22 protein-coding genes and 1 tRNA gene are annotated in these 19,924 nt (G+C 70.7%); 4 read left to right on the top strand and 19 right to left on the bottom strand.

Annotated features, from left to right (window positions below; genetic code table 11):
* The first annotated feature begins 238 nt into the window (after positions 1–238).
* Complete coding sequence (locus tag ACGFYP_RS07930) at positions 239–577, top strand: DoxX family protein (RefSeq protein ID WP_393487822.1); 339 nt, start codon at positions 239–241, stop codon at positions 575–577.
* A 1-nt stretch (position 578) separates the two neighbouring features.
* Here ACGFYP_RS07930 and ACGFYP_RS07925 read toward each other — a convergent pair whose 3' ends face one another.
* The 10 genes from ACGFYP_RS07925 to ACGFYP_RS07880 form a co-directional block, all read right to left on the bottom strand.
* Positions 579–956, bottom strand: coding sequence for a hypothetical protein (locus tag ACGFYP_RS07925; RefSeq protein ID WP_393487820.1), 378 nt, complete (start codon positions 954–956; stop codon positions 579–581).
* A 165-nt stretch (positions 957–1,121) separates the two neighbouring features.
* Complete coding sequence (locus ACGFYP_RS07920; RefSeq protein WP_393487817.1) at positions 1,122–1,883, bottom strand: hypothetical protein; 762 nt, start codon at positions 1,881–1,883, stop codon at positions 1,122–1,124.
* A gap of 106 nt (positions 1,884–1,989) precedes the next feature.
* Positions 1,990–2,940, bottom strand: coding sequence for an RNA polymerase sigma factor SigF (locus tag ACGFYP_RS07915; RefSeq protein WP_361957871.1), 951 nt, complete (start codon positions 2,938–2,940; stop codon positions 1,990–1,992).
* Positions 2,941–3,175: 235 nt separating this feature from the next.
* The gene (locus tag ACGFYP_RS07910) at positions 3,176–4,126 is read right to left on the bottom strand and encodes a SigB/SigF/SigG family RNA polymerase sigma factor (protein WP_393487812.1); all 951 of its coding nucleotides are present in this window, start codon (positions 4,124–4,126) and stop codon (positions 3,176–3,178) included.
* Between the two features lie 194 nt (positions 4,127–4,320).
* Positions 4,321–4,614, bottom strand: coding sequence for a Dabb family protein (locus tag ACGFYP_RS07905; RefSeq protein ID WP_361957877.1), 294 nt, complete (start codon positions 4,612–4,614; stop codon positions 4,321–4,323).
* A 23-nt stretch (positions 4,615–4,637) separates the two neighbouring features.
* On the bottom strand, positions 4,638–4,802 hold the full coding sequence (locus ACGFYP_RS07900) for a hypothetical protein (protein WP_355110869.1): 165 nt from the start codon (positions 4,800–4,802) through the stop codon (positions 4,638–4,640).
* 470 nt (positions 4,803–5,272) lie between these two features.
* Positions 5,273–5,357, bottom strand: a tRNA-Ser gene (locus ACGFYP_RS07895).
* A 56-nt stretch (positions 5,358–5,413) separates the two neighbouring features.
* Positions 5,414–5,896, bottom strand: coding sequence for a tRNA adenosine(34) deaminase TadA (tadA, locus tag ACGFYP_RS07890; protein WP_361958184.1), 483 nt, complete (start codon positions 5,894–5,896; stop codon positions 5,414–5,416).
* A gap of 131 nt (positions 5,897–6,027) precedes the next feature.
* Positions 6,028–6,561 (bottom strand): hypothetical protein, encoded by a 534-nt coding sequence (locus ACGFYP_RS07885; RefSeq protein WP_393487808.1) that lies wholly within the window; start codon positions 6,559–6,561, stop codon positions 6,028–6,030.
* A gap of 228 nt (positions 6,562–6,789) precedes the next feature.
* Entirely contained in the window at positions 6,790–6,987 is a 198-nt protein-coding gene (locus ACGFYP_RS07880) for a hypothetical protein (RefSeq protein WP_384503552.1), read from the bottom strand.
* Positions 6,988–7,071: 84 nt separating this feature from the next.
* Here ACGFYP_RS07880 and upp point away from each other — a divergent pair, with 84 nt between their 5' ends.
* On the top strand, positions 7,072–7,707 hold the full coding sequence (upp, locus tag ACGFYP_RS07875; RefSeq protein ID WP_361957886.1) for a uracil phosphoribosyltransferase: 636 nt from the start codon (positions 7,072–7,074) through the stop codon (positions 7,705–7,707).
* 58 nt (positions 7,708–7,765) lie between these two features.
* Here the strand turns inward: upp and ACGFYP_RS07870 are convergent, their stop codons facing one another.
* Together ACGFYP_RS07870 and ACGFYP_RS07865 are read right to left on the bottom strand one after the other, a co-directional pair.
* The gene (locus ACGFYP_RS07870; protein WP_393487804.1) at positions 7,766–8,401 is read right to left on the bottom strand and encodes a LytR C-terminal domain-containing protein; all 636 of its coding nucleotides are present in this window, start codon (positions 8,399–8,401) and stop codon (positions 7,766–7,768) included.
* Positions 8,402–8,564: 163 nt separating this feature from the next.
* Positions 8,565–8,861: a type II toxin-antitoxin system VapB family antitoxin gene (locus tag ACGFYP_RS07865; protein ID WP_260230859.1), complete on the bottom strand. Its 297-nt coding sequence runs from the start codon at positions 8,859–8,861 to the stop codon at positions 8,565–8,567.
* 98 nt (positions 8,862–8,959) lie between these two features.
* Here ACGFYP_RS07865 and ACGFYP_RS07860 point away from each other — a divergent pair, with 98 nt between their 5' ends.
* A complete protein-coding gene (locus ACGFYP_RS07860) occupies positions 8,960–10,534 on the top strand; it encodes a helicase HerA-like domain-containing protein (RefSeq protein ID WP_393487801.1) in 1,575 nt (524 codons plus the stop codon).
* A 50-nt stretch (positions 10,535–10,584) separates the two neighbouring features.
* Here the strand turns inward: ACGFYP_RS07860 and ACGFYP_RS07855 are convergent, their stop codons facing one another.
* The 6 genes from ACGFYP_RS07855 to ACGFYP_RS07830 form a co-directional block, all read right to left on the bottom strand.
* Complete coding sequence (locus tag ACGFYP_RS07855) at positions 10,585–12,147, bottom strand: M28 family metallopeptidase (RefSeq protein WP_393487798.1); 1,563 nt, start codon at positions 12,145–12,147, stop codon at positions 10,585–10,587.
* A gap of 116 nt (positions 12,148–12,263) precedes the next feature.
* A complete protein-coding gene (locus tag ACGFYP_RS07850; protein ID WP_361957899.1) occupies positions 12,264–12,875 on the bottom strand; it encodes an HhH-GPD-type base excision DNA repair protein in 612 nt (203 codons plus the stop codon).
* A 54-nt stretch (positions 12,876–12,929) separates the two neighbouring features.
* Positions 12,930–14,072, bottom strand: a complete 1,143-nt coding sequence (locus ACGFYP_RS07845) for a hypothetical protein (protein ID WP_393487795.1) — start codon at positions 14,070–14,072, stop codon at positions 12,930–12,932.
* Positions 14,073–14,183: 111 nt separating this feature from the next.
* Entirely contained in the window at positions 14,184–15,134 is a 951-nt protein-coding gene (pip, locus tag ACGFYP_RS07840; protein WP_393487793.1) for a prolyl aminopeptidase, read from the bottom strand.
* A gap of 10 nt (positions 15,135–15,144) precedes the next feature.
* The gene (locus ACGFYP_RS07835) at positions 15,145–15,750 is read right to left on the bottom strand and encodes an RBBP9/YdeN family alpha/beta hydrolase (RefSeq protein ID WP_393487790.1); all 606 of its coding nucleotides are present in this window, start codon (positions 15,748–15,750) and stop codon (positions 15,145–15,147) included.
* Between the two features lie 89 nt (positions 15,751–15,839).
* On the bottom strand, positions 15,840–18,110 hold the full coding sequence (locus ACGFYP_RS07830; protein WP_393487788.1) for an ATP-binding cassette domain-containing protein: 2,271 nt from the start codon (positions 18,108–18,110) through the stop codon (positions 15,840–15,842).
* A gap of 96 nt (positions 18,111–18,206) precedes the next feature.
* Here ACGFYP_RS07830 and ACGFYP_RS07825 point away from each other — a divergent pair, with 96 nt between their 5' ends.
* Positions 18,207–19,214: a TetR/AcrR family transcriptional regulator gene (locus tag ACGFYP_RS07825; RefSeq protein ID WP_393487785.1), complete on the top strand. Its 1,008-nt coding sequence runs from the start codon at positions 18,207–18,209 to the stop codon at positions 19,212–19,214.
* On the opposite strand, the gene ACGFYP_RS07820 is transcribed toward ACGFYP_RS07825, so the two are convergent.
* Positions 19,195–19,821, bottom strand: a complete 627-nt coding sequence (locus ACGFYP_RS07820) for a TetR/AcrR family transcriptional regulator (protein ID WP_393487783.1) — start codon at positions 19,819–19,821, stop codon at positions 19,195–19,197. The two genes, ACGFYP_RS07825 and ACGFYP_RS07820, sit on opposite strands and share 20 nt — an antisense overlap.
* Between the last annotated feature and the right edge of the window lie 103 nt (positions 19,822–19,924).

Here is a 19,924-nt window from a genome sequence, read left to right as displayed (position 1 = left end):
GGGCCGTCCTGCGTGACGGTCCACAGACTCCGGCCACGCGCGTCGCCCAAGGCCGACGGCTCGCCCCGCTGAGCTGCTTGGACGGTGTGATCCACCCACCCGGGTGAGCACGTCGGAGCGCCGTCCAGGACAGGGCCGTGACTTTCTCCGCCCGTACCTGTCACACATGCGCGGTGCGCTCCGTCAGTGGGGTGTGCGAGCGGGAAACGCTCGCCGCCACCGAGCCGAGGAGCCCGCCATGTCCACCACCTACATCGTCGTCACCGCAGTCGCCGCGTTCATGGTCGGCTTCTCGGCGCTCTCGATCTTCATCAAGGCCCCGTGGGTCGTCCAGCCGCTCACCGAGTACGGCGTGCCCCGCTCCTGGTGGACCTGGCTCGGACTCGCCAAGGCGGCCGGCGCGGCGGGCCTCGTCGTCGGCCTGTGGGTCCCGGCGATCGGCCTGGCGGCCGGGATCGGCGTGATCCTGTACTTCACCGGCGCCGTCGTCACCGTGATCCGCGCCCGCCAGTACCCGCACGTGGCCTGGCCGCTGATGTACGCGGCCCCGGCCGTCGCCGCGCTCGTCCTTGCCTGAGCTACGGCTCGATCCAGCGCCGGAGCGCGTCGATGGTGCTCTCCGGCGAGGTGTTGAAGCAGAGCCGGATCCCGGGCACGGCCTCGGTGAGGACGTTCACGATCCGCTCGAACAGCACGGTGTGCTCGGGCAGCATCCGTACCCCCGCACCGATCATCGCCAGCCCGAAGTCCCCACCCTTGAGCTCCTCCCGCACGGCGGCCTCGGCGAGGTCGGGGTCGGGGTCGATCAGACAACTGACGGCGTCGAACCCCGCCTCCCGCAGCGCGGCGTTCCCGGCCTGGATCCGGGCGGTGAACGACGCCTCGTCGATGCCGGGCAGCTTGCTGTAGTCGAGCGTCCGGGGGTGCAGCCCGATGGACAGGACCCTCGTGCTCACAGCGAGCTCACGAACGTGTCGTGCATCTGCATGATTCCCGTCCCCTTCGGTCAAGTCACCTGGCAGAGCGGCGAATTCGCGAGCCGACCGTGCATCCGCCCCCGACCCATCATAGGTCGGGGTGGGCAGGAGCAGGACGGGACGGATCGCCTGCCGCGGACCCCGCTACTTCCACGTCGCCGTGACCTTCTGAGTGTCGACGCGCATGCCGAGCGGGACGCGCCAGGAGTCCACGCAGACCGTGTACGTGTGGGTCCGCGCCGCCCCCGGGGCGATGGGGGTCGGCAACGGCTGGGCCGAGTCGATCGTCGCCCAGTCGACGCCGAGCGCGCCGATGATGTGCGTCGCGAAGGTGACCGTGCCCGAAGTGGCCGCCGTGCCGCCCGTGTTGCGGAAGGTCATCGTGACCTGCTCGCACCAGCGTCTGTCCGCGTCCGCAAGGACCGGGGCGGAGAGCGTCAGCGTGGCCGGGGTCGCCGGAGGGGCCGGAGTGGACGGTGGGGGCGGTGCGGTCGTGCCCGGGGCCGGAGCGGTCGCCGTGCGGGGCGGGGTGGTGCCGGGTGGGGCGGCGGGGGTGGCGCCCGGGGTCGTACTCGTACCGGATCCCGTACCTGTACCAGTACCCGTACCTGTACCAGTACCGGATCCCGTGCCCGTGCCTGAGCCGCCGGCCGATGGTGTCGTCCCCGGTGGGCGTGGGGACGGTGAGGACGTGCTCGACGTCGTACCGCTCGCCGATGGCGACGGGGTGCCGTCCAGGGGCAGGGGGATCAGCGTGACCGATCCCGACGGCGCGACCGCGCCCTTCGGGGAGGAGCCCGCGCCGATCGCCGCGTAGCCCTCGTCGTCGTTGCCGCTGCCGCACGCGGTCAGCGCTCCACCGAGGCAGAGCGCGACCACTGTCAGGAGAGACGTCTGTCGCCGCATGGCGCCAGTCTTGCTGACGGACTGTCAGTTGGGAACGCGAACGGCGAATCTCGCCCGAACGATGCCCGGTCCGCGCCGAGTCCGCGAGTCCGCTTTCAGTCCGCGCTCAGTCCGCGATCAGGCCCTGCCGTAGCTGCGCCAGCGTCCGCGTCAGGAGGCGCGAGACGTGCATCTGCGAGATGCCGACCTCCTCGCCGATCTGTGACTGGGTCATGTTGGCGAAGAACCGCAGCATGATGATCTGCCGCTCCCGCGGCGGGAGTTTGGCGAGGAGGGGCTTGAGGGACTCGCGGTACTCGACGCCCTCCAGGGCCGTGTCCTCGTAGCCGAGGCGGTCCGCGAGGGAGCCCTCGCCGCCGTCGTCCTCCGGGGAGGGGGAGTCGAGCGAGGAGGCGGTGTACGCGTTGCCGACCGCGAGGCCGTCGACGACGTCCTCCTCCGACACCCCGAGCACGGCGGCGAGTTCGGGGACGGTCGGCGAGCGGTCGAGCTTCTGGGCGAGCTCGTCGCTGGCCTTCGTCAGGGCGAGGCGCAGCTCCTGGAGCCGGCGCGGGACGCGCACGGACCAGGAGGTGTCACGGAAGAAGCGCTTGATCTCGCCGACGACGGTCGGCATCGCGAACGTCGGGAACTCCACGCCGCGTTCGCAGTCGAAGCGGTCGATCGCCTTGATCAGGCCGATCGTGCCGACCTGGACGATGTCCTCCATCGGCTCGTTCCGGGAGCGGAAGCGGGCCGCCGCGTACCGCACGAGCGGCAGGTTCAGCTCGATGAGGGTGTCACGGACGTACGTCCGCTCGGGGCTGTCCGCGGCAGCGCCGTCGTCGTCCAGGGCGCGGAGCCGGAGGAAGAGGGAGCGGGAGAGCGTGCGGGTGTCGAGGACTTCCGGCGTGACGACGACCGGCGCGGGGGCCTCGACGGTCTCCGCCGACGGCTGGACGGGCATCGACACAGGCATCGACACGGGCATCGGGTCGGACATCGACTCGGACATCGATACCGGCGTCGCCGCGGGCGTGAGCGTGAGCACCTTCGAGCTGCCCTGTTCTGCGGACATGCCACCCCCTTGAGGTCGCGGACGGTCGCGGCGGCCACGACCATCGGAGGAACGCAGCCTCCACCTGAATACCGGAGGCGGGGCTGCGGCAAACGCGGTTCCAGCAGAATGTCACATGTCGGCAACACGCTGTAGTGACTTGTCGACATGGCGTGGGTGAATATCCGCAGGAAACAAGGGGTGTACGGCATTTGGGAGGCCGCGGAACTACTCCGAACCGGTCTACCCGTTTCAGCTACGCTTCGATCCTGTTTGCGGATCTCAAACGGGCGAAGCTCCGGGCGAGGAGCCTTGACACATGCATCTGTGAGACGCCGAGTTCCTGGCTGATCTGGGACTGGGTCAGATTGCTGTAGTAACGGAGCATCAGGATCCGCTGCTCGCGCTCGGGCAGCTGTACGAGCAGATGCCGTACGAGATCGCGGTGTTCGACCCCGGCGAGGGCCGGGTCCTCGTAGCCGAGCCGGTCGAGGAGTCCGGGCAGTCCGTCGCCCTCCTGGGCCGCCTCCAGGGAGGTGGCGTGGTACGAGCGTCCGGCCTCGATGCAGGCCAGTACCTCGTCCTCGCCGATCTTCAGGCGTTCGGCGATCTCGGCGGTGGTGGGGGAGCGGCCGTGGGCCGTGGTGAGGTCCTCGGTGGCGCCGTTGACCTGGACCCAGAGCTCGTGGAGCCGGCGCGGTACGTGCACGGTGCGGACGTTGTCGCGGAAGTACCGCTTGATCTCGCCGACGACGGTGGGCATCGCGAAGGTCGGGAACTGCACGCCCCGGTCCGGGTCGAAGCGGTCGATGGCGTTGATGAGTCCGATGGTGCCGACCTGGACGACGTCCTCCATCGGCTCGTTGCGGGAGCGGAAGCGGGCCGCCGCGTACCGCACGAGCGGGAGGTTGGCCTCGATCAGCGCCCCGCGCACGCGGTCGTGCTCGGGGGTGCCCGGCTCAAGCCCCTTGAGCTGTCCGAAGAGCACCTGCGTCAGCGCCCGGGTGTCGGCGCCGCGCGTGCTCTGGGGCCGGTGGTTCTGGGGCCGGGGGGTCTCCGGTCGGTGGGTCTCAGGTCGGGGTGTCTCCGGTCGGGGGTTCTCGGGGTGGGTGTTCTCCGGCCGGTGGGTCTCTGGCCGGGGGCGCGCGGTGTCCGCCCCGCCGGCCTCGTTCTGGGGCGGGACTTGAGGCGCTGTACTGGCCGGCACGTTCACGCCACCCCTTTTGCTGGTCAACTACGGTCAACTCATCCGTCAAAAGCGGTCATAGCATCACAAGACATGTCCACTGTGTGCAAGCACCGCATAGCAACGTGTTGACGGCGTCGCGACGGACGCGGACGCCAGGAAGGCCCCCCGCCATGACGGCGGGGGGCCTTCCGGAAAGTGAACCGGGGTGCGCTCTAGAACGCGTAGTCCGCGATCACCCACGTGGCGATCTCACGCCACAGGGCGACACCCGCCTGGTGGGCGGGGTGCTCCAGGTAGCGCTGGAGCGCATCGGGGTCCGCGACGGCCGAGTTGATGGCGAAGTCGTACGCGATCGGGCGCCCGCTGATGTTCCAGCCGCACTCCCAGAACGCCAGCTCCGGGATCTCCTTCTCCAGCCCGTCGAACGCCTCGGCGGCGGCCAGGGCACGCGGGTCGTCCTTCGCGATGCCCTCGTTGAGCTTGAACAGGACCAGATGGCGGATCACAGCAGGACTCCTCGTCGGTGGTTCTAGTTGACGAGTTCGGTCATGAACTCGCCGACGCCCTGTGCGGCGGACGATATGCCCTCGAACCCTACCTGGACGAGATCGGCCGCCCTGTCCGGGGAATTGATGATCGTGTACAGCACAAAGACCACCACTGCGTACAGCGCGACCTTCTTCGCTTGCGCCATCTGCCGCGCCCTCCCCTGTCCGTGTCCCTGTGTCCGTACCCCTGCGTGGACGCGTGAGTCTAACGGAGCCACTTCAGCCACTTCACCGGGACTTTATGGACCAAGGGCCCGGAGATCGGGGCCTTTTGCCGCCCCCCGGAAGGGTGACGGCAGAGCAGGATGGATGTCGAGCCCGGCGGATCTGGCAGGAATCCGAAGGGCCGAGGAACCGGCCCTCACTGCGGGGTCCGCGCCGCGAGCTTCCCCCCTGACTGCGGCGCAGGACTTGCAGGACCGGTTCTCATCGGGGGGAGCGGCTTGTCCCCCCGATGCCGCTCCCCCCGTCCGACGAAGAAGGCCCCGGCCCGCGCACACGCGTGGCCGGGGCCTTCCGTCGTCCGCGCACGGACGGGGCACACGCGGACGGGGGGCACAGGGAGTCCGGATACGCCGAAGGGCCCGGTGCGATGCACCGGACCCTTCGATCGAAGCGGTAGCGGAGGGATTTGAACCCTCGGTGACTTGCGCCACACTCGCTTTCGAGGCGAGCTCCTTCGGCCGCTCGGACACGCTACCGAGAGAGAGCTTAGCCCAAACATGCCGCTGCGATGAAATCCGTATCGATCCCCAGGTCAGCGGGTTCGGAAGAAGGCCGTGAGCTGCGCCGAGCACTCCTCGCCGAGGACGCCCTGGATCACCTCGGGACGGTGGTTGAGCCGCCGGTCCCGTACGAGGTCCCAGAGCGAACCGGCCGCGCCCGCCTTCTCGTCGAGCGCGCCGAACACCACCCGCTCGACCCTGGACTGCACGAGCGCGCCGGCGCACATCACGCAGGGCTCCAGAGTCACGACGAGCGTGCAGCCGGTCAGCCGCCACTCCCCGGTCGCCGCCGCGGCCCGGCGCAGGGCCAGGACCTCGGCGTGCGCGGTCGGGTCGCCGGTCGCCTCGCGCTCGTTGTGCCCGACCGCGAGGACCGTGCCGTCCGGGGACAGCACGACCGCGCCGACCGGTACGTCACCGGCCAGCGCGGCCCGGTCGGCCTCGGCGAGCGCGAGCCGCATGGACTCCCGCCAGGGATCCCGTACGGGATCGGCGGCGGGCTCGGGGTCGGTCACGGGGTCGGGTACGGGTGCGGGGTCGGATTCGGGGTCGGTCACCACGTCGGTCACTGAATCGAGTACGGACAGGGGATCGGGTACGGGATCCAGTACGGGTACGCGTACGGGATCGGGTACTGCTTCGGTCACTAGCGAACGGTCTCCAGAACCTCCGCGGCGCCCAGCGCGTCCGCGATCTCCGCGAGGGCGTCGCTGTCGAGCTCCTGCAGCTGGCTCTCGGACATGCCGAGGTCCGCGAGGATCAGCCGGTCGCCGACGGGCGCGGCGGGGACGGCGTCCGCGGACGCACCCGCCTCGTCCTCCTCGTCGTCCTCCCGGTCGAGCGGCTCGCCGTCCTCGGTGCCGTCGAGGTTCAGGTCTTCCAGGGTGTCGGCGTCGTCCAGGTCGTCCCCGAGGATCTCCTTGGTGAGGATCTCCCCGTACGAGGAGCGGGCGGCGGCCGCCCCGTCCGACACGTAGATGCGAGGGTCGTCCTCGCCCTCGACCCGGAGGATGCCGAACCAGGCGTCCTCCTGTTCGATGAAGACGATCACCATGTCGTCGTCGACCGAGGCCTCGCGGGCCAGGTCGGTCAGATCCGACAGGGTCTCCACATCGTCGAGCTCTGTGTCGCTCGCTTCCCACCCGTCTTCGGTGCGCGCGAGCAGTGCGGCGAAGTACACCGTGACTCTCCCACTGATCAGAGGTGTGACGATCCGGCGGCGCGCTCCTGATGCCCCGCCCAATCGGCATCGTGGCAGAAACAGCGGCTTCAGGAGAGGTCTTCGGCTCTTGCGTCGTGCATCAGTCTGATCGACACGCCGACGGCGGGCGTACGAACCCGGCGCACCGGCCCGGCGCACGGCCCCGGCGCACAGGAGGCGCACGCGTGGCGCCGGGCGCCGCCGCCCTCACCAGCGGAAGGTCCGCATCCGCATGGCCTGGCGCATCCGGGCCGCTCGCGCGCGCCGGGGCTGCACGCGGTCGCGCAGCGCCTTCGCCTCGTGCAGCTCGCGCAGGAACTGGGCGCGGCGCCTGCGGCGCTCCGCGTCCGTCTCGGGCGGCGTCTCACCGCCCCGTACGTCCGCCGGGTCTTCCGGGTCGGGCATGGGCCACCACCCCACGACTGGGTCCTTGCCCCCACCTTCCCTCCACGGCGTGGGTTGATGCCAGTGCGGGCTACTGTTGGAGTCATGCGTCTCCACGTCGTCGATCACCCGCTGGTCGCCCACAAGCTCACCACGCTGCGCGACAAGCGCACGGACTCCCCGACCTTCCGCCGGCTCGCCGACGAGCTGGTCACCCTGCTCGCCTACGAGGCCACCAGGGACGTGCGGACCGAGCAGGTCGACATCGAGACCCCCGTCACGCCGACGACCGGTGTGAAGCTGTCGTACCCGCGGCCGCTGGTGGTCCCGATCCTCCGCGCCGGTCTCGGCATGCTCGACGGCATGGTCCGGCTGCTCCCGACCGCCGAGGTCGGCTTCCTCGGCATGATCCGCAACGAGGAGACGCTGGAGGCGTCGACCTACGCGACGCGGATGCCGGAGGACCTGTCGGGCCGCCAGGTGTACGTCCTGGACCCGATGCTGGCGACCGGCGGCACGCTCGTCGCGGCGATCCGCGAGCTGATCAAGCGCGGTGCGGACGACGTCACGGCCGTCGTGCTGCTCGCCGCCCCGGAGGGCGTCGAGATCATGGAGCGCGAGCTGGCGGGCACGCCGGTGACCGTCGTGACGGCCTCGGTCGACGAGCGCCTCAACGAGCACGGTTACATCGTGCCGGGCCTCGGCGACGCGGGCGACCGGATGTACGGCTCGGCCGAGTAGTAACAGCAACCGGCACCGACTCGCGCCGGCCACCAACGGCGTTCGGTGCTCGGCGTCTTCAGCACCTACCGGCGGGCGCGGGCTTGGGCTTGTTCAGAGCGACCAGGGCCGCGTCCGCCGTCGTTTTCGCGTCCAGGGCCTTGAACGCCGTACCGATGATCAGGTCCACGTCCGCCGTCGCGCGGGCGTCCGTCTTCGTCGTGGCGCCCTTCAGCTGCGTCCCGAGGACCGAGAACGCGCCCTTGGTGGCCCCGGGGGCGCCGAGCAGTATCCCGGTGCCGGGGACCTTCTTGTCGTACGCGGCGGGGGCGTTGCCGACCTTGCCGATGACGAAGCCACGCTTCTTCAGCTCGTCGGCGGTGGACTTCGCGAGGCCGCTGCGCGGGGTCGCGTTGTAGACGTTCACCGTGATCTGCGTGGGTTTGGGCAGCGCGGCGACGGGCGCGACCGTCGCCTTGGGGGCCGGCTTGCAGTCGGCGGCCCGGCCGGCGGTGGTCTTCGTCCCGTCGGCGCCACCACCCGAGAACACGTCGATGAGCTGCAGCGTCCCCCACCCGGCGGCGCCGAGCACGACCACGGCGGCTCCGGCCGCGAGGACGATCCTGCGACGGTGACGGGGGCGTCGCATGCGCGGGTACTTGTCCCCCGTGATGCGGTACTTTCCGCCCATTCCGGGGGGAGTGAGCATGCTCATGGACGCAGCGTAATGCCGCTGCCGGAGGATGGATACTGGACGATCATGTGATCGCGTCCGGATGGGCGGGAAGAGCCCCCGAAAGGATCAGCGGAGCGGCGTCCTGAGGCCTGTCAGCAGGGCTTTGACCATTGGTCTGTCACCCCTCGGTCGGCCCTCGGGCTCAGTCCATCTCCAGGACGCGGGCGTGCAGCACCTGTCGCTGCTGGAGCGCCGCGCGCACGGCGCGGTGCAGCCCGTCCTCGAGGTAGAGGTCGCCCCGCCACTTCACGACGTGCGCGAAGAGGTCGCCGTAGAAGGTGGAGTCCTCGGCGAGCAGCGTCTCCAGGTCCAGCTGGCCCTTGGTGGTGACCAGCTGATCGAGGCGGACCGGGCGCGGGGCGACGTCCGCCCACTGCCGGGTGCTTTCCCGGCCGTGGTCGGGGTACGGCCGGCCTTGTCCGATGCGCTTGAAGATCACACGGAAAGCCTACCGGGCGAGCGGCTCCCGGCGCAGCCACGCGGCGCCGGTGGGATGCTGGGGCAAACCGTCACGATTCGGGAACTAGGGGTCCTGTCATGAGCGTGAGCGAGCAGTCTCCGACCGGCGAGATCGCGGCGGGGTACGCCTTCTCCGGGCCCGCGCTGGAACTGGGCGCCTTGCTGTGGGACGGGGAATGTCACCCGGACGCGCGTATCCGGATCCCCCTGCCGATGCTCAACCGGCACGGTCTGGTCGCCGGCGCGACCGGTACCGGCAAGACGAAGACGCTCCAGCTCATCGCCGAGCAGCTGTCCGCGAACGGGGTTCCGGTCTTCCTCGCCGACATCAAGGGGGACGTCTCGGGGATCTCCGCGCCGGGCACGGACGGCGAGAAGGTCAGGGAACGGGCGGGGCAGGTGGGGCAGGAGTGGGTGGCGACCGGCTTCCCGTGCGAGTTCTACGGTCTCGGGGGCATCGGTCCGGGGATTCCCGTACGGGCCACGGTGACCAGCTTCGGGCCCGTCCTGCTGTCGAAGGTGCTCCAGCTCAACCAGACGCAGGAGCAGTCGCTCGGGCTGATCTTCCACTACGCGGACCAGAAGGGTCTGGAGCTGGTGGACCTGAAGGATCTGCGGGCGGTGGTCGCCTTTCTCGTGTCGGACGTGGGGAAGCCGGAGTTGAAGGGGATCGGCGGGCTCTCGACGGTGACGGCCGGGGTGATCCTGCGGGCGATCACGGCGTTCGAGCAGGCGGGCGCCGGCGGCTTCTTCGGGGAGCCTGAGTTCGACACGAGTGAGTTCCTGCGCACGGCGGCGGACGGGCGGGGGATGGTCTCCGTACTGGAGCTGCCGGCGGTGCAGGACAAGCCGCAGCTCTTCTCGACGTTCCTGATGTGGATGCTGGCGGACCTCTTCGGGGACCTGCCGGAGGTCGGGGACGTGGAGAAGCCGAAGTTGGTCTTCTTCTTCGACGAGGCGCATCTGCTCTTCAACGGGGCGTCGAAGGCGTTCCTGGAGTCGATCACGCAGACGGTGCGGCTGATCCGCTCGAAGGGGGTCGGGGTCTTCTTCGTGACGCAGACCCCGAAGGACGTGCCGGGGGACGTGCTCGCCCAGCTGGGCAACCGGGTGCAGCACGCGCTGCGGGCGTTCACCCCGGACGACGCGAAGGCGCTGAAGGCGACGGTACGGACGTTCCCGAACTCCCCTTACGACCTGGAGGAGGTCCTGACGGGCCTGGGGACGGGCGAGGCCGTGATCACCGTACTGAGCGAGACGGGCGCGCCGACGCCGGTCGCGGCGACACGGCTGCGGGCGCCGGAGTCCCTGATGGGGCCGATCGACGCGGGCGCGCTCGAGGCGGCGGTGAAGGGCTCGTTGCTGTGGGGGCGGTACGCGGAGGCGGTGGACCGGGAGTCGGCGTACGAGAAGCTGACGGCGGAGCAGCGGGAGGCGGAGGCCGCGGCGGTCCGGGCGGCGGAGGAGGCGGAGGCGGCGAAGGCGGCGGAGGCGGCGAAGACGTCCGCGCGGGCGCCGGGCAAGGAGGACGCGTCGCTCGCGCAGCAGGTGGTGGGGAGCGGGATCTTCACGTCGCTGGCGCGGTCGATCGGGACGCAGCTGGGGCGGGAGATCAGTCGGTCGATCTTCGGGACCGCGCGGCGGAAGCGGTAGGGCCCGGCCCCCGTGAGGGGACCGGGCCCTGATTTCCGTACGACTTCTTGTTACTCCGTGACCTCGTGGTCGTGGCCGTCGTGCAGGCCGCCGCCGCTGCCGGCGTCGCCCTCCGTCGGGACCGTGGTGACCGGGCGCTTCAGGGAGCTGATGTCGTGGGCGTAGGTGCCCACGGCGTTGGCGATGACGTCGATGTTGGCGTCGAAGGCCTTCATGTTGATGTTCGACAGGTCGTCGCCGGCCGCGTGGTAGTTCACGTCGTACGCGACGCCGGCCGTACCGCCGAACTTCGCCGCCTGGGCGGCCGTCTTGATGCCCTCGGCGCCCGTGAAGGTGCCGCCGGAGGGGATGCCGATCTCGATGAACGGGCCGTAGTCCGAGCGGCCCGTGAAGTCGGTGCCCTCGTGCGGGAGGCCGCGCTTGTCCATGAAGTCGGTGATGTCCCGCTCCAGCTGCGCGGAGCCCTCCGGGCCGGCGCCCGCGCCGACGCCGTCGGAGTTGTCGCCGTCGTAGACGAACAGGCCGTAGTTCGGCGAGGCGATCATGTCGAAGTTGAGGTAGAGCTTGACTTCCTTCTTGTCCAGCTCGCTCATGTTCGCGACGTAGTGCTCGGAGCCGAGCAGTCCGTTCTCCTCCGCGGACCACCAGGCGAAGCGGACCTTGTTGCGGACCTTGTCCTTCGACTCGGCGAGCTCGAGGGCGGCCTGGAGCAGACCGGCGGAGCCCGAGCCGTTGTCGTTGATGCCGGGTCCTGCCGTCACCGAGTCGAGGTGCGAGCCGAGCATCACGGTGTTGGCGGCGTTGCCGCCCTTCGTCTCCGCGATGACGTTGTTGGTGGAACGGTTCTCCTGGAGCTGGCGGATCTCGAAGGAGAGGTTCACCGGGCCCTTGGCCAGGTCCGCGGCGAGCTTCGCGCCCTCGGCCTGGGTGATGCCGCCCGTCGGGATCTTGGCGGAGGCCTGGTCCCCGAGGGTGCCGGAGAGGGTCCCCTCGGTGTTGTTGTAGATGATCGCGCCGACGGCACCGGCCGCCGCCGCGTTCTGCTGCTTGACGGCGAAGGAGCAGGCACCGCGCTTGATCAGCGCGATCTTGCCGGTGAAGGCGCCCGCCGCGAAGTCGGCCGGCTCGCAGCCGTGCGTGCCGTCCGCGTCGAGCGGCGCGGCGACGAGGTCGGCCTTGATGCCGCCGACCGGGGTCGACTTCGTGTACGTCATGGCCGAGATGTCGAAGTCGCGGGCGGCCGGGGAGACCACGGACGCCTTCTCGGCCAGCGTCTGCGTGTAGATGAAGCTGAACTTCTGGTACGAGACGTTGTAGCCGGCCTTCTTCAGCTGCTGGTACACGTACGCCGCCGAGGCGTCGTGCCCGAGCGAGCCGGCCGCGCGGTGACCGCCGGCCGAGTCGGCTATGGCCTGGAACTTCTGCAGGTGCTTGTAGGCGCCCTGTGCCGACGTCTCACGGACCAGCTTCTTGGCCAGCTGCGCGGCGTCACGCGCGGGCTTGGCCGCGGGGTCCGACGTGGCCGTGGCGGGGGAAGCGGCTGCCAGCAGGAGCGGGGTGGCGAGTGCGGCTGCGGCCAGGGTGGCCGCGGCTCTGCGAGAGGATGCGTTCACAGAGGTCCTTCCCGGTGCGAACGAGGTTGAAGGGGAAGTTAGCGATCTCCGGTGCTTCCTGTGAACAGTCTCAGCACAATTCATGTCTGATTTAGCAGGATTGACATCCGGAACGATCAATTCCCGGAGGTTTTGGGATCGTTCGCGGCTTTGGCGGCCTTCGCCGCGCGCTTGGCCTCCTGCTTGAAGGCCCGCACCTTCGCCAGCGACTCGGGCCCCGTGATGTCGGCTGCCGAACGGTAGGAGCCCTGGTCGCCGTACGCGCCCGCCGCCTCCCGCCAGCCCTCAGGCCGTACGCCGTACTGCTTGCCGAGCAGCGCCAGGAAGATCTGCGCCTTCTGCACCCCGAAACCGGGCAGCGCCTTCAGCCGGGCGAGCAGCTCCTTGCCGGACCCCGCGTCCGCCCAGACGGCCTCGGCGTCACCGCCGTACTCGTCGACGAGGAACTGGCACAACTGCTGGATCCGCTTGGCCATCGACCCCGGATAGCGGTGCACGGCCGGCTTCTCGGAGAGCAGCGCGCCGAAGGCCTCGGGGTCGTACGCGGCGATCTGCCCCGCGTCGAGATCGTCCGCGCCGAGCCGCTGGGCGATCGTGTACGGCCCGGAGAACGCCCACTCCATGGGCACCTGCTGGTCGAGCAGCATCCCGACGAGCGCGGCGAGCGGGGAGCGGCCGAGGAGTTCGTCGGCCTCGGGCTGCTGGGCGAGGTGGATCTCGGTGGTCATGCTCCGATGATCTCCCCCGGGAGGGCGGGCCGCACGGCCGGTCACCCGTTACGGTCACGGGTTCCGGTCGGCGGCGCGGGAGAGGGTCCAGACGTAGTACCAGGCGTTCTCGCGGAGCGTGCGCGGGCTGTTGTCGGCCCCCGCCTGGAACGCGCCCCACAGTCCACCGGCCGCCCCGCCGACGACGGCGGTGAGCGCCGACTGGAGGGCGGGGCCGTAGACGGCGACGAGGCTCGCGGTGACCGTACCGACGACCGCCCCGGTCACGGCCACGGCCCGCTTGCGGCGGACCTGGTTCATCTGCGCCTGCATGCCCCGGACTCCGTCCTGCATCCGGAGGCCGATCTTCAGCAGCTCCTTCTGCTGCCCTTCCGCGTCGAGCGCGCTGTCGAGGCCGGCCAGTTCCATGCGCAGCCATCCGCGGTGGGCCCGGTAGGAGTCGAACTCCCCGACGGTGATCCGGCTGAACTCCTCCAGCGAGACGCCGTCGATGAAGGGCAGCTCCAGTTCCTCGATCACCGGGATCACGAGCTGGCTGAGTACGGCGGGGGTGTGGCTCTGGGCGACGACCCGGCGCCCGGTCGCGGCGAAGTCGAGGAGGCTCGGTACGTCGGAGTCCGTGCTCGGGCCGGAGTGCGTCTCGTAGACGGGGTCGATCGGTTCCCCGCCGTAACCGTGGTGGGTGGTGTGACGGGACACCGAGTACGTCGGCAGGTACCAGGCGCAGCCCGCGCGCAGCAGCGGTTCGGTCTGCAACAGCCAGCGGCCGAGCCGGTCCGGATCGGGGCAGTGCATGTACAGGTCTTCGGTCGTGCTCGACCCGGTGGGCAGGACGCCGGAGCGGTCCTCCTCCTCGGTCCGGGGAATGTACGAGCCGCGGTTCGCGAGCTCCCTGACGTGGTGGCGATCGCCCGCGCCGTTGTGGGACAGCAGGAGGGTGTCCGAGACGAGGACGGCCCGCTTGGTCAGGTCGGCGAAGTCGTCCGCCCCGACGCCGATGCCGACGTGGAAGCGGGAGGCGGCGAAGCGCTTCTCGTCCACGAGCCTGCCCCGGCGCCTGTGGAAGAGGTGCTTGCCGTACTCCCGGGCCACCAGTCGGGGGGCTTTACGGGTCTCGGCCGACAGGCCCTTGAAGAAGGTCCGCATCTGCGCGGCGACGACCGCGTTCTCGACCGCACCCCTGGTACGCCACCACATGGCTCGCCACCTTAGGGGGCGGCGGGGAAGACCAGGAGGGGTCCGGGAGCCGTTCCCCCGGGAGGGTGAGGGCACGTGTGGGAGAGGTGGGCGATGGGCGATGGGGGACGGTCATTTCTTCGCGAAGCGCTCCAGGGCGGAGAGGATGAGCGCGCGGGTCTCCCCGCCGCCGAGATGCCCGGCGCGTTCGACCACGTGCAGCTCCGCGTCCGGCCAGGCACGGGCCAGTTCCCAGGCCGTGTCCAGGGGGCCGGCCATGTCCAGGCGGCCGTGGATCAGGACGCCGGGGATGCCGGCGAGCCGGTGGGCGTCGCGGAGCAGGGCGCCCTCCTCCAGCCAGGCGCCGTGGGCGAAGTAGTGGGCGCAGATCCGGACGAAGGCGAGACGGGCGTCGTCGACCCGGTCGGTGTACGGGGTGCCCATCCCCTCCCCGGACAGCACCGCGTCCTCCCAGGCGCACCAGTCCGCCGCCGCCTTCTCCCGTACGGGAAGGTCCGGGTCCTCCATCCGGCGGGCGTACGCGGCGGCCAGCTCGAGGCCCGTCGCGTCCTCCGGCGCGTCGACGCCCGCGCGGAACCGTTCGTGCGCCTCGGGGAAGAACCGGCGCACCCCCTCGTACAGCCAGGCCGTCTCCGAGCGGCGGGTCGTCGTCACGGAGGCGATCACGATCTCGGAGACGCGGGAGGGGTGGGCCTCGGCGTACGCCAGGATCAGGGTGGAGCCCCAGGAGCCGCCGTGGAGCAACCAGCGGTCGATGCCGAGGTGCTCGCGCAGCCGCTCCATGTCCGCGATCAGGCGCGCGGTGGTGTTCACGGACATGTCGGCGGCCGGGTCGCTCGCGTGCGGGAGCGAGCGGCCGCAGCCGCGCTGGTCGAAGAGGACGATCCGGTACTTCTCCGGGTCGAAGACGCGGCGCGCCCTCGGTCCTGTGCCGGAGCCGGGCCCGCCGTGGACGACCAGGGCGGGCTTCCCTTCCGGGTTCCCGGCGACGGAGTAGTGGACGCGGTTGCCGTCACCGACGTCGAGCAGGCCCTCTTCGTACGCTTCGATCTCCGGGAACATCCGGCCGACCCTACCGGGGGCCGAGCCGCGTCGCCGGGTCCTCGCACCACGCGAGGACGGACGGCCACTCCCCGTACCCGGAGTCCGGCGTGAGGTGCGCGCCGCCCGGGATCACGTCCATGTCGAGGCCGAGCGGGGTCCCGTAGGGGACGTCGGCCCCCTCGGGGCAGTAGGGGTCCCCGGCGGCGTACACGAGCCGGGCGGGCGCCTTGAGCCGTACGGAGCCGAGGTCGAGCCCGGCGAGCCGGTCGAGCCCGTCGAGCCCGTCGGCGAAGGCGGCGATCTCGGGGATCGAGGCGGTCACGGCCGGGGAGGGCGGGGCGACCAGGAGGACGCGGTCGACGTCGAGCGCGTCCGGGTCGAGCGCCGCGGCCCGCAGCCACAGGAGCACGGAGAGGCTGTGGGCGACGACGACGAACTCGCCGCCGTCGGCGGGCCGGTGCAGGTTCTCCCGTAGGGCGTCCAGCCAGTCGTCCAGTACGGGCGCGTCCGGATCGGGGAGCTGCGGATACCGGACCTCGTGCCCGCGCTCGGCGAGCTGCCCGGCGAGCCAGTGGTGCCAGTGGCCCGGGGGACGGTGGTTCTGGAAGCCGTGGAGGAGGAGGAAGGTCGCCATGGGGGTGATGGTGCGGGGTGGGGGAGGGGCGGGTCCAGGAGTTTCCAGGGTGTGGACCCACCCCATGGCTCACGGCCTCACGCCGGCCGTCAGGCGCCGACGTACTCCCGCAGATGACGGGCCGTCAGCGTCTCGCCCTTCTCGACCAGTTCGGACGGCGTCCCCTCGAAGATGATCCGGCCGCCGTCGTGGCCCGCGCCCGGACCGAGGTCGATCAGCCAGTCGGCGTGGGCCATGACCGCCTGGTGGTGCTCGATGACGACGACCGTGTTCCCCGCCTCGACCAGCCGGTCCAGGAGGGCGAGGAGCTGGTCGACATCGGCCAGGTGGAGGCCGGTCGTCGGCTCGTCGAGGACGTAGATCGCGCCCTTCTCCGCCATGTGGATCGCCAGCTTCAGGCGCTGGCGCTCACCGCCCGAGAGGGTGTTGAGGGGCTGGCCGAGGCGGAGGTAGCCGAGGCCGACGTCCTTCAGGCGGCCGAGGATCGTCCGCGCCTGACCCTTGGCGGTGAAGAAGTCGTACGCCTCCTCGATCGACATCGACAGGACCTCGTGGATGTTCTTGCCGTCGAGGGTGTAGGAGAGCACCTCCGCGGTGAAACGCTTCCCCTCGCACTCCTCGCAGACCGAGGCCACGCCCGCCATCATCGCCAGGTCGGTGTAGACGAGCCCGAGGCCGTTGCACTTCGGGCAGGCGCCCTCCGAATTGGCGCTGAAGAGCGCCGCCTTGACGCCGTTGGCCTTGGCGAAGGCGGTACGGATCGGGTTCAGCAGACCCGTGTACGTCGCCGGGTTCGAGCGGCGCGAGCCGCGGATCGGGGACTGGTCGGCGACGACGACCCCCTCGCGGCCCGGCAGGTTCCCGTGGATCAGGGACGACTTGCCGGAGCCGGCGACGCCCGTGACGACGGTCAGGACGCCGGTCGGGATCTCGACGCTCACGTTCCGGAGGTTGTGCTGCGAGGCGTCCGTGATGGAGAGCGCGCCGGTCCTCGGCCGCACCTCGGGGCGGAGCTTCGCCCGGTGGGAGAGGTGCTCGCCGGTCAGGGTCCCGGAGGTGCGCAGGCCGGGCACGTCGCCGGAGTAGCAGACCTCGCCGCCGTTGGAACCGGCGCGCGGGCCGAGGTCGACCACATGGTCGGCGATCTCGATGACCTCCGGCTTGTGCTCCACGACGAGGACGGTGTTGCCCTTGTCGCGCAGCCGCAGCAGCAGGTCGTTCATGCGGCGTATGTCGTGCGGGTGCAGCCCGATGGTCGGCTCGTCGAAGACGTACGTGACGTCGGTGAGGGAGGAGCCGAGGTGGCGCACCATCTTCACGCGCTGCGCCTCGCCGCCGGAGAGCGTGCCGGAGGCGCGGTCCAGGCTCAGGTAGCCGAGGCCGATCTCGACGAGGGAGTCGAGCAGTTCGCGCAGGCCGGCGAGGAGCGGGGCGACGGACGGATCGTCGATCCCGCGGATGAAGCCGGCCAGGTCGCTGATCTGCATCGCCGAGCACTCGGCGATGTTGACCCCGTCGATACGGGAGGACAGCGCGGCCCGCGTGAGGCGGGTGCCCTCGCACTCGGGGCAGGTGCGGAAGACGACGGCCCGGTCGACGAAGGCGCGGATGTGGGCCTGCATGGCCTCGCGGTCCTTGACGAGGACGGTCCGCTGGAGCTTCACCACGAGGCCCTCGTAGGTGAAGTTGTTGCTGCCGACCTTCACCTTGCAGGACGGCTTGTGGAGGAAGTCCTCCCACTCCTGATCGGTGAAGTCCGCCAGCTTCTTGTCGGGGTCGTAGAACCCGGAGTGGGCCATGACCTGCCACATCCAGGAGTCGACGGCGTAGCCCGGGACGGTGATGGCGCCCTCGTTGAGGGACTTGGTGCGGTCGACGAGCTCGTCGACGTCGATGTCGGAGATCTGGCCGGCGCCCTCGCAGCGCGGGCACATGCCCTCGGGCAGGTTGAAGCTGAACGCGCCGGAGGTGCCGACGTGCGGGGTGCCGAGGCGGCTGAAGACGATCCGCAGCATCGTGTACGCGTCGGTCGCCGTGCCCACGGTGGAGCGGGAGTTGGCGCCCATCCGCTCCTGGTCGACGACGATCGCGGCGCTGAGGTTGTGCAGGCCGTCGACGTCCGGGCGGCCGAGGGCCGGCATGAAGGACTGGAGGAAGGCGCTGTAGGTCTCGTTGATCAGGCGCTGCGACTCGGCGGCGATGGTGCCGAAGACGAGCGAGGACTTTCCGGAGCCGGAGACGCCGGTGAAGACGGTGAGGCGGCGCTTGGGGAGGTCGACGTCGACGTTCCGCAGGTTGTTCTCGCGGGCTCCGCGGACCTGGATGACGTGGTGGTTGTCCGCTGCGGCGGGGGTGGTCATGGGGTTGCGCCCTCCGATGGTGTGGCCCGTCCGTACCTCGACCACGTTACTCTATACAGCGTATAAAGTAATGGGAGTTAGGTCTGACCTGCGGGAATGGGTGCCATGGCGAACGAGCGGAGCAGCGGGGCGGGGGATCCGGCGCGGACGCTGGAGCTGCTGTGGCGGGACCGGGACCAGGACTCGGATCGGGACTCGGATCGGGACTCGGATCGGGACTCGGATCGGGCGGGGGTGGCCGGCGGTGGGAGGGTCGGTGCCGGGCGGACCGGCGGTGGGAGGGGCGGCGGTGGCCGTCGAGGTCCTCGCCAGGGTCTGACCGTGGACGCGGTCGTCGACGCGGCGATCGGTCTCGCCGACGAGGGCGGCCTCGACGCGGTCACCATGCGCGCGGTGGCGCAGCGCCTCGGGGTGACCCCGATGACGCTCTACACGTACGTCCCCGGCAAGGCCGAGCTGCTCGACCTGATGCTGGACCAGGTCTTCCTGGGGATGGAGCGGGCCCTCTTCGCGCCGGAGGTGCCGTGGCGGGAGCGGGTGACGGCGGTCGCCGACGCGAACCGCGCGCTCTACCTCGGGCATCCCTGGTTGGCGGAGCTGCGGGTCCATCGGCCGCCGCTCGGGCCCGGGGTGATGGCGAAGTACGAGCACGAGCTCGGCGCCTTCGAGGGCCTGGGGCTCGACGACGTGGTGATGGACTCGGCACTGGCGCACGTTCTCGGGTTCGTCCAGTCCGCGGCTCGTACGGAGCTGGACGCGCGGGCGGTGGATCGCGAGAGCGCGATGTCCGACCACGAGTGGTGGGACGCCCACGCGCCGCTGCTTGAGCGGGTGTTCGACGCGGAGCGGTACCCGCTGGCGGCACGGGTGGGGGAGGCGGCGGCGGTGGCGTACCAGGGCATGTACAGCCCTGAGTACGCGTACGGGTTCGGCCTGGCGCGGGTACTGGACGGACTGGGGGCGCTTGTCGCTGGTCAGGGCCCTGGTCCGGGCCCTACGGGTCCTAAGGGTTCTCCGGGCCCTACGGGGCCTACGGGCCTTGGGGGCGGTCCGGGCCCTACGGGTGCTCCGGGTCCGACGGGCCCTACGGGTTCCCCAGCTTGAGGAGGGCGTCGACCCCGGCCTTGAGCGCGTCGGCGGTGAACTCGCGCTCGGCGGTGAGGTGGTTCATCAGGCTCGGTGTGAACGGGGCGAGCAGCATGTGCGCGAGGAGCGCGCTGTCCGTCCCGGGCCTGAGCCGGCCGAGCAGCATGGTCACGTGGGTGTGCATGGCGAGGTACGCGCCGCTGGTGTAGGTCGCGCTGGGGGCGGCGGCCTGGGCGGCGAGCAGGAGTTCACGCTGCTCGATGACACGGTCGACGAGCGCGTCGAGGAAGGCCTGCAGCCGTTCGTCGGCGGGGGCACCGGGGCCGAGGGGCGGCGGACCGCCCATGTACGCCTCCTGGAACTGCACTTCCCGGTCGTCGAGGAGCGCCCACAGGAGCTGGGAGACATCGCCGAAGCGGCGGTAGACCGTGCCGACGCCGATGCCGCTGGCGTGGGCGACCTGGTTCATGGTGACGCCCGCGGGCCCGGTCTCCGCGACGATCCGGGCGGCCGCGTCGAGGATCTTGCGCCGGTTCCGCGCGGCGTCGGCGCGCTCGGGCACGGCCCGTCCGGCGGTCGGCAGCAGGGTGACGTCGGCCGCCCCGGAGCCCTTCGCGCTGATCATGTCCGCCTGCCCTTTCCTTCCGATCCCCCTCGGTCCGTCCCTGCTCACGAGCATAACGGAGCGCTATCCGGTTACCGGATCGGTGCACCGCGTCACGTGATCC

The sequence above is a fragment of the Streptomyces sp. NPDC048370 genome, from assembly GCF_043200825.1.
Classification (GTDB): domain Bacteria; phylum Actinomycetota; class Actinomycetes; order Streptomycetales; family Streptomycetaceae; genus Streptomyces.
Note: the sequence above shows the minus strand (reverse complement) of the source record. Positions and strands in the feature narration are given on the sequence as shown.

Bases quoted from the DNA above. Each gene is read 5' to 3' on its own strand.
- pip (WP_393487793.1), bottom strand. From the start codon at position 15,134: ATGTTCCCGGAGATCGAAGCGTACGAAGAGGGCCTGCTCGACGTCGGT.
- upp (WP_361957886.1), top strand. From the start codon at position 7,072: ATGCGTCTCCACGTCGTCGATCACCCGCTGGTCGCCCACAAGCTCACC.
- ACGFYP_RS07880 (WP_384503552.1), bottom strand. From the start codon at position 6,987: ATGCCCGACCCGGAAGACCCGGCGGACGTACGGGGCGGTGAGACGCCG.
- ACGFYP_RS07825 (WP_393487785.1), top strand. From the start codon at position 18,207: ATGGGTGCCATGGCGAACGAGCGGAGCAGCGGGGCGGGGGATCCGGCG.
- ACGFYP_RS07920 (WP_393487817.1), bottom strand. From the start codon at position 1,883: ATGCGGCGACAGACGTCTCTCCTGACAGTGGTCGCGCTCTGCCTCGGT.
- ACGFYP_RS07830 (WP_393487788.1), bottom strand. From the start codon at position 18,110: ATGACCACCCCCGCCGCAGCGGACAACCACCACGTCATCCAGGTCCGC.
- ACGFYP_RS07915 (WP_361957871.1), bottom strand. From the start codon at position 2,940: ATGTCCGCAGAACAGGGCAGCTCGAAGGTGCTCACGCTCACGCCCGCG.
- ACGFYP_RS07835 (WP_393487790.1), bottom strand. From the start codon at position 15,750: ATGGCGACCTTCCTCCTCCTCCACGGCTTCCAGAACCACCGTCCCCCG.
- ACGFYP_RS07850 (WP_361957899.1), bottom strand. From the start codon at position 12,875: ATGACCACCGAGATCCACCTCGCCCAGCAGCCCGAGGCCGACGAACTC.
- ACGFYP_RS07845 (WP_393487795.1), bottom strand. From the start codon at position 14,072: ATGTGGTGGCGTACCAGGGGTGCGGTCGAGAACGCGGTCGTCGCCGCG.
- ACGFYP_RS07860 (WP_393487801.1), top strand. From the start codon at position 8,960: ATGAGCGTGAGCGAGCAGTCTCCGACCGGCGAGATCGCGGCGGGGTAC.
- ACGFYP_RS07900 (WP_355110869.1), bottom strand. From the start codon at position 4,802: ATGGCGCAAGCGAAGAAGGTCGCGCTGTACGCAGTGGTGGTCTTTGTG.
- ACGFYP_RS07930 (WP_393487822.1), top strand. From the start codon at position 239: ATGTCCACCACCTACATCGTCGTCACCGCAGTCGCCGCGTTCATGGTC.
- ACGFYP_RS07820 (WP_393487783.1), bottom strand. From the start codon at position 19,821: ATGATCAGCGCGAAGGGCTCCGGGGCGGCCGACGTCACCCTGCTGCCG.
- ACGFYP_RS07870 (WP_393487804.1), bottom strand. From the start codon at position 8,401: ATGAGCATGCTCACTCCCCCCGGAATGGGCGGAAAGTACCGCATCACG.